This is a genomic window from Brachybacterium vulturis, from assembly GCF_043641765.1.
Classification (GTDB): Bacteria; Actinomycetota; Actinomycetes; order Actinomycetales; family Dermabacteraceae; genus Brachybacterium; species Brachybacterium vulturis_A.
On the sequence record NZ_JBHZRO010000021.1, the window covers coordinates 42,908 to 50,915 of the forward strand.

6 protein-coding genes are annotated in these 8,008 nt (G+C 67.0%); all 6 read left to right on the top strand.

The window, feature by feature from the left end; genetic code table 11:
* Window positions 1-24: 24 nt before the first annotated feature.
* Genes ACHUEU_RS14415 through ACHUEU_RS14440 form a run of 6 tightly spaced genes read left to right on the top strand, consistent with a single transcriptional unit; the run spans window position 25 to window position 7,906 of the window.
* Entirely contained in the window at window positions 25-1,488 is a 1,464-nt protein-coding gene (locus ACHUEU_RS14415; RefSeq protein WP_394216818.1) for an SCO6880 family protein, read from the top strand.
* Window positions 1,488-3,008, top strand: coding sequence for an ATP-binding protein (locus tag ACHUEU_RS14420; RefSeq protein WP_394216819.1), 1,521 nt, complete (start codon window positions 1,488-1,490; stop codon window positions 3,006-3,008). The genes ACHUEU_RS14415 and ACHUEU_RS14420 overlap by 1 nt, the downstream gene beginning before the upstream one ends.
* Window positions 2,995-4,818 carry a type IV secretory system conjugative DNA transfer family protein gene (locus ACHUEU_RS14425; protein WP_394216820.1) on the top strand — a complete coding sequence of 608 codons (1,824 nt, stop codon included), beginning with the start codon at window positions 2,995-2,997 and terminating at the stop codon, window positions 4,816-4,818. Before ACHUEU_RS14420 ends, ACHUEU_RS14425 begins: the two co-directional genes overlap by 14 nt.
* On the top strand, window positions 4,818-5,963 hold the full coding sequence (locus ACHUEU_RS14430; RefSeq protein ID WP_394216824.1) for an ArdC-like ssDNA-binding domain-containing protein: 1,146 nt from the start codon (window positions 4,818-4,820) through the stop codon (window positions 5,961-5,963). Before ACHUEU_RS14425 ends, ACHUEU_RS14430 begins: the two co-directional genes overlap by 1 nt.
* 18 nt (window positions 5,964-5,981) lie before the next feature.
* Complete coding sequence (locus ACHUEU_RS14435) at window positions 5,982-7,232, top strand: hypothetical protein (RefSeq protein WP_394216821.1); 1,251 nt, start codon at window positions 5,982-5,984, stop codon at window positions 7,230-7,232.
* Window positions 7,229-7,906: a hypothetical protein gene (locus ACHUEU_RS14440; RefSeq protein ID WP_394216822.1), complete on the top strand. Its 678-nt coding sequence runs from the start codon at window positions 7,229-7,231 to the stop codon at window positions 7,904-7,906. Before ACHUEU_RS14435 ends, ACHUEU_RS14440 begins: the two co-directional genes overlap by 4 nt.
* The last annotated feature ends 102 nt before the right edge of the window (window positions 7,907-8,008 follow it).

Consider the following 8,008-nt stretch of genomic DNA (forward strand, 5'->3'; position numbering starts at 1 on the left):
AAGAAGGAGGAGGAGGAGACCGGTATGGCTGTGGATACTAGCGAGGAACACCGGGTCACTGCGCGGTTCCCGAGGTTGTCGGGCCGCGGCATCATCATGGGCCTTGGCAGGGCGCAGCTCGCCTTGGTCGGTGTGGCGTTCGTGAGTCTGATCGCGGCGTTCATGACCGGGTACTGGCTGTTCTTTGCGGCCGTCATCGTCGTGTCGTTGGCGCTGGTGCCCACCTGGTTCACGGGTCGGCCGCTGGTCCAGTGGGTGCCGCTGCTGGGTCAGTGGGTCCGTCGCAATGTGCGGGGTCAGGCGTCGTACCGAGTGCGGCCGCTGGCTCCTCGTCCTGCGGGGACGCTGGGCCTGCCGGGTGATGCGGCGCGGCTGCGGGTGCTGGTCGATGAGCGCACCGGGGCGGGGCTGCTGCATGACCCGAGTACGCGGTCGCTGACGGCGATCGCCAAGGTCGAGCCGATGGATTCGTTCGCTCTGGCGGAGGGGACCCGGCAGGACGTGGTGGCTGGGGCGTGGGGGTCGTTGCTGTCGAGCTTCTGCACCGACTCCTCCAACGGCGTGACCCGGGTCGGGGTGTTGCTGCGGGCCGTCAGCGACGGCGGCGAGGAGATCAATGCGTGGTTCCAGGAGCACGGCAGCGATCAGGTCTCCCCGGCCGCGTACGAGGCGTACGCGGACTATCTTTCGCGCTCGCGCACCGATTCGATCCGGCACGAGTCGTTCATCTCGATCACGCTGGACATGAAGGCTGGTGGTGTGGCGGCGTTGATTCGGCAGGCCGGTGGCGGCGTGAGCGGTGGTGCTGAGGTGCTGCGCAGTCGCATGGAGTACGTGCGGAGCCAGTTCTCGGAGGCGTCGCTGTCGTTCGTGTCCTGGGTGGCCTCTGATGATGTGGCGGTTCTGGCGCGCAGTGCCTATGACCCGGACGTGCAGCCGGAGCTGGAGGCTCACCGGGAGGTCGGCCGGTCCCTGGCCGGCGCCGGCCCGATGGGGCTGGATGAGTCCTTCACCTATCTGCGGACCGAGGCGGGGTATCAGCGAGTGCTGCTGGTGGTGGAGTGGCCGCGGAAGGCGACCACGGCCGGGTTCCTCCAGCACCTCGTGGTCGCGCAGGTGCGTCATACGTTCGCTCTGATCTGTGAGCCGATCCCGACGAGGAAGGCCATGGCGCAGGCGCGGCGTGCCTCGACCTCGGCGGAGACCTCCCGGATGTGGGAGCGGAAGTCGGGAGCTGTGGACTCGGTGGAGCGCAAGCGTGAGCGTTCCGCTCTGGCTCGTGAGGAGGAGGCGTTGGAGTCCGGGCACGGGGCGCTGAACTTCGCGGGCCTGGTGACGGTCTCGGGGAACACGCTCGATGAGTTACGTATGGCGACTGAGCAGGTGCGCACGGCGGCGCTGCGGTCGGGGTGCGAGCTGCGAGTCATTGGTGGAGAGCAGGCGTCGGCGTTCATCGCCGGGGCGCTGCCGTTTGGAAGGGGTCTGTGATGGTGGAGGAACGCACGAAGCGCCGGGTGATGCGATCCCGGTTCGGGGAGCTGTCGAAGCCGGAGCTGCGCGAGCTGCGCAAGGCTGAGCGGCGCCTGGTCACCGATGCGTACAAGGAAGAAGCGGCGCAGCGGTCTCGGGTGGCGGAGCAGGAGAAGGCCGCGTGGAGGTCGCGTGACTTCCTGCCGGCGGCGGGTGAGGCGGGGCCGGCTGCACTGCACACACCGCGGTCGTTCATCGCTCCGTCGCATCGCGCGGATTCGGGGATTCTGGGGCTGGCGTATCCGTTCCTCGCGGACCCGGGCCTGGGGACCAAGGGGACGATGGTGGGTCGGAACCTGCTGGGTGGCAGCGCGTTCGTGTATGGGCCGTTTGAACTGTACAAGGAAGGGATCATCTCTGATCCGAACATCATCATCAGCGGTAAGGTCGGGGAGGGAAAGTCCACGCTGGTCAAGGTGCTGACCTCGCGCGGGGCAGCGTTCAACAATCGCTCCTATGTCCCGGCTGATGTGAAGGGCGAGTGGACCGGCCCGTGCCGTGCGATCGGGGGATCGGCGTTCGAGATCGGTCCGGGAATGTTGGCGAGGATCAATCCGCTGGCCAACCCGATCCGCCGGCCCGCGTCGATCAGCGAGCAGGAGTGGGTGGTCACCTCCCGGAACCGGCGCGCGGTGCTGCTGGAGTCCATCGCGGAGCGGCTGCTGAATCGGGAGCTGTGGGCGATGGAGCGCAGCGCTCTGTCCTTCGCGCTGGAACAGGTCGAGCGGCGCGAGCAGGAGGAGCCGACTCTCGCTGAGGTCGTGCACGAGCTGTTCAACCCGGAGAAGAACAGCCACGGTCGCGTGCCGGAGGGGTTCGGCCGCATGACGGAGGTCGCCGCGCATTCACGCGAGGTCGGCCATTCGTTGGCGCGGCTGACCACCGGGGCGCTGGGCGGTGTGCTGGATCGTCGCTCCGAGGGGGTGCAGTTCAATCCGTCCGACCCGATGGTCTCTGTCGATGTGTCGCGGCTGCGGGGCAGTGAGCTGCTGGACGTGGTGATGACGTGTACCTCGTCGTGGATGGAATCGGCGCTGATGGACGGCACCGATTCGCAGCGGTACATGATCTATGACGAGGGCTGGAGGGTGTTCGCTCGGCCCCCACTGCTGCGGCGGATGCAGGAGCACTGGAAGGTTGCTCGCAACTGGGGCATCTCCAACGTCCTGGTGATGCACGGCTTCGGAGACCTCCAGACCGCGGGCGACGGCGGGGAAGCCTCCCGCGCCATGGCCGCGAACCTGGTCAATGACTCCTCCACGGTCATCTCGTTTCGGCAGTCCGGCAAGGCGGTAGCGGCTGCTCAGGAGATGCTGGATCTGACCGATACGGCGTCGAGCCTGCTGACCCGGCTGCGGCGGGGGCAGTCGTTGTGGCGGGTCGGGCAGCGGATGAGCCTGGTTCAGGTCACTCGTACCGAGCGAGAAGCGGCCCTGTTCGATACCGATGAGCGGATGGTGGCCCATGGCGCGGCGTGACACGAGAGAAGAGATGCGGCGTCGAGCTGGAGGGCTCGAGGCCGCACTGCCGTATCTGCTGCTGGTGGTGCTGGTGCCGCCGGTCCTGCTGTGGGTGGCCGGCTGGATCGTCGCCACGCTCTCGGGGCGTGCGTACAGTGCCGGCCCCGGTGAGCTGTGGGCAGCGGTCACCGGTCCCGGTGGAGCCGGCGCCGCTCTCGGTGCCGGCTCCACTGCGGCCGTGTGGACGGTATTTGTCGTGCTGCTGGTCGTTGTGGGGTTCCTGGCGGTGGCGATGTTCCGCACCGTGCGGGGCCAGCGCGAGCAACAGCGGCAGGAGATCCAGAAGGAAAAGGGGCTACCTGACAAGCGCGTGGTCGCGCGGGAGTACGGGCAGCGGTCGGTCATGGCGCGCCGGAAGCAGATTCGGCCGGACTTCGTGGCCGAGGGGCGGCGCCCCCAGGTCACCGACTACGCCTTCTACGACGGGCGGTGCCAGGGCGTGAAGGTGTACACCACGTTTGAGACGCCGACGATGCTGCTGGCTCCGAGCCGCGTGGGTAAGACCCAGAACGTCATCGCGCCGCGAGCGATCGAGGCTCCCGGCGCCGTGCTGTCCACCTCCACCAAGACGGAGCTGGTGCGATTGACGTGGGCCCAGCGAGCGGAGCTGGGTGGTCCCATGCTGATCTGTGACCCGGAGGGGGTGGGAGCAGAAGCCGGCCTCCCGGGCACGGTGCGTTGGTGCCTGTGGTCGGGGTGCGAGGAAGTGACCGAGGCTCTGTCGCGGGCGAAGGTGCTCGCTGCCGGTGGGGCCAGTGGTGTCCAAAACGGTGATTTCTGGGAGAACGTCACCAAGCGCGTATTCACACCGCTGCTGCACGCCGCGGCCGTTGACGGTGAAGTGAGCATGACCGATTTCCAGCGGTGGTGCTTCGATCCGAAGTTCGCCGAGGACGCGCTGACGATCCTCCAAGACCGGGCGGGCGCGGAGGATCTAGCGGCGATGCTGGAGTCCGTGGTGAAGATGGATGATCTGGAGACCCGCGCGAATATGTGGGCTCCGGCCGCGAACCTCGGCACCGCCCTAGTCGATCCGCGCATCCGAGACACGTTCGGTCCTACCGGCGAGCAGCTGAACATTGATGACTTCCTGCGCCGCTCCGGCACGATCTACCTGATTGCGCAGGAGAACGGCAACGCTTCTGCGCTGGTGCTGACCCTGGTGGATGCAGTGTGGCGGCGGGCGGTTGTCCAGGCCAACAGCGCTCCGGGCGGAAGGATCGAACCTCCCATGCACCTCAGCCTCGACGAGATCGGGAACATCGGCACGCTGCCGGTGCTGCCGCGGATGATGAGCGAGGGCGGCGGAATCGGTGTGCAGACCACGGCCGGGTTCCAGTCCCTCGCCCAAGCGGAGCTGCGCTACGGCGCCGCCGGCGCGCGGGCACTGTGGGAAGCATCCACGCAGCGTTTCGTGCTCGGTGGCGTGGTCGATGACTCGGTACTCAGCTCCCTGTCCCGCATCGCCGGGACTCGGACGATCGTGCAGGAGTCGGTGAGCAGTGGTCGGCGGGGCGAGAAGGCTGGCCGGTCCTACTCCGAGCGCGAGGAGAACGTGCTGGAGAAAAGCCAGATCGAGACCATGCGGCGCGGCCTGGCCTGCGTCGTGGAAGCAACGAAGCATCTGATCGTGGTGGAGATGGAGCCGGCCTTCCGCAGATACGCGAAGCAGAAGGATCAACAGAAGCGGGCCACTGGATCGGTGGGGGCGGCAGCAGTGCCGGAACCTACCAAGACCGCTACCGAGACCGCGAAGGGTGAGCAGTGATGCCGAAGCAATCACGCGAGGACTATCTCGCAGACAGAGCCCAGCGGGTCGAGCAGCTGACCGAGGCTATGGCCGATCGCGTATCTGCGATCGCTACCGGGTCCGAGGCGCGCGAACTGGTGGAGTTCGTGGCGCAGTTCCGCTCCCGGTCTCCCCGAAACGCGATGCTGATCTACCAGCAGTGGGGGGCGCGCTGTCAGGCACAGGAGGACCCGGAACAGCGGCCGGAGCGCCCCAGCATGATCGCGGGATACAAGCAGTTCCAGGAGATGGGCCGGCAGGTCCGCAAGGGCGAGAAGGGCTATCAGATCCTCTCCCCCGTCACGGCAAAGTTCGCCTCGTCAACGCCGAAGGACGCGGACTCGTGGCGGCGCCTGGCTCCCCGTGAGAAGCCAAATCCGGGAGAGCGGGTGGAGTCAAAGATGGTCGGGGTGAAGCCCGCGACCGTCTTTGACATTGCCCAGACGGACGGGCCGGAGATCCCGGCGCTGCCCTCGTGGGAGCCATTGGCTCCCGGTCTTGTCCCAGAAGGACTGCGCGAGGCAGTGGAGGCAGAAATCGCTGAGGAGGGATACACCCTCGCGGGCACGGCTGATGGGCAGACCGGAGAGGAAGGGGCGACGAACTTCCGCACCAAGGTAGTGACCTTCGATGCGAGCCGTGGCGAGAACGAACAGGTGGCGACGTTGCTGCACGAGCTGGGCCACATCAAGCTCCACTCCCCCGAGGCGGGGTCCGACATGCTCGACAGCTCCGCGCATCGAGGGCAGATCGAGTTCGAGGCGGAGACCTTCGCGCACGTCATCGCGGGCCTGCACGGCATGGACACCTCAACCTCCTCCGATGCGTATGCCGCGGGCTGGACGTTCGGCCAGAACCGCGCCGATCCGAGCCTCACGGCAGAGATGACGGTCAATGCAGCAGACCGCGTGATGAAGGCGGTCAACGGCACTGTGGATCGAATGCCGGTAGGCGGCGACCTGGGCACCGGAGCCCCGCCGAAGCCGGAAGGGAAGGAAGCACCCACCAGCGACCAGCGGCGGGTGCGTAATGCGTTGCGTATGGAAGCACAGGTGCCGGCGAAGATCCGCGAGGAGTCACCGGTGGATGAGGGGCCGCGGCCCACGCTGCGCGCCCGGCGATGAAAGTGAGGAGACCGGACGATGAGGATTCCAACAGAGAAGCCTGCCGATACCGCCGAGAGCGTAGGGCAGCGCTGGCCGGCACGCTTTGAGGCCGAGCATCAGGAGCAGTGGGAGGGGTTCAAAGCTCGTTGGAACGACCACAGCGAAGCAGTGTCGGGGCCGCTGGAGGTCCAGTGGGCACAGCTGGATCGTGAGCCACCTTTCGCTGTGGTCGGCCGGGAGGGGTCGGAGGAGAACATCACGGTAGCGCTGGGAAGGAGCGACTCTGCGCTGAAGTTCATCCGCACTGAGGGAGGGCGGAACCTGACGCTCCCGAGCGCTGCCCGCGCCCTTGGAGTTGGTCGTGTCGAGATGGATCGGGCGGCGGCGGCGATACTTGACGGGCTGGAGCAATCAGAGCGGATCGCTGGCCGATCCCCTGCCGATCCCGTGTTGACTGACTGGGTGGACCTGCGGAAGTTCGATCGCTATCTGTATGCGCTGGAGTCGGGGTACATCACGGCCACGAAGACCCTGGCGGACGAGGGCATCAACGCGGACGCAGTGCGGCCAGACTCCCAACTGTCCCTCTCTGATGACGCGGTGCAACGGTTTGCTGTGCTCGGACGTAGCGCGACGGCCAATGCGGCTGCCGTCCTGGCGCGCGGTGACGAGGCCGAGGACTTGATGGTGGCTGTCGAGGTTCTGACCGGGAACCCGTGGGAACGATCGAACGAGCGCGAAGAACTGGAAGAACAGCTCAACACGCGGTTGCGCGGTATCGGGCTCCATGAGATCGCAGAGCAGTCGCGGCGGACCTTCAACCGCGCGAGGGTGCACGGAATCGGGATCGCGGGCGGCCAGATCAGCGGCATGGTCGCTAACGGCGCTGCGCCCCACCGGGCGGCGCGTGAACCGATGAGGAGAGTTCGAGCTCACGCCGTGGTGGGCCGACAGCGGGCACGGCGCCGTACCCAGTACGCCGAGTACATGGCCTCGGGGGCATGGCACAAGCGGCGGCGGCGCTGGATCGAGGAGGAGGAGCAGCGCACCGGAGAGCCGGTGCGCTGCGCCGTGTGCGACAGCGAGGAGTGGGACGACTTGCACCACCTGACCTACGACCGAATGGGCCAGGAGCGCCATGGGGACATGGTGGCGCTGTGCCGGCCTCACCATGACTACATGCACCGGGCCTACGACGCTGGCCGGTGGCGACACATGAGCTACGACGCGGTGATGCGGCGCCTGCTGCGACTTGCGCGCGAGGACCACGAACGGCGGACAGCATGACGCGATGGTGGATGCGCGAGGGGGCGGGTCTGGTCGAGGACCAGGGCCGTCCCGCTGTCCCGTTCCATGCGCTGCACCCTTCCAGCGACATGGCCGATGCGCAGTCATGGCTAGAGGTTCCCGGCACCCGTTCGGGACAGCGGCACCGGGAGCTAGCCGCCCGAGCCAACTTCAACCACCTGGAGAAGGTGTACCCCTTCGTACAGCGTGTGGCTGCTGTTGATGAACAGTGGCGCTGCTTGATCGTGCGCGACGTGGACACCTGGCGGTTGGACAGCATGATGGGGGTTCTGCACGACGGAGGTGCGGTGAGCCAAGCGGCGCTGTCGGCGCTGCTGCGGCGGTTGCTGCGCGCTCAGGTCGAGCAGGGCGAAGCACTGGAAGTCTGCGCTGAGCTGCCGGGACTGCTGAAGCAGGCGGAGGCAGTACGCGCGGCTCGCGCCGTCGAGGGGTCCCTCGATGAGGAAGCGGTGGTGCGCGCGTATCTGACGCTCGCTGCCGATTCCTCCCCGGCGCCGGAGGTCGATGCGCTCGGGGCACGGTTCCCCGCGCATGAGGTCGTGGTGGAGCGGCTTGTACAGGCAGTGACGAAGAGACCGGAACTGGTCATGATGGGCGCATCGTTGGGTGGAGCCCCGTCGTGGCAGACGTACGAAAGGTGGGTGTTGGGATGAGTGACCACGAGGATGACTTCTCGGACGGGGCCTGACCCTTGTTCGTGGACACGCTGATTCCAGCATTTGCTGGGGAAGCGAGATCATGAACCATGGCCAGGA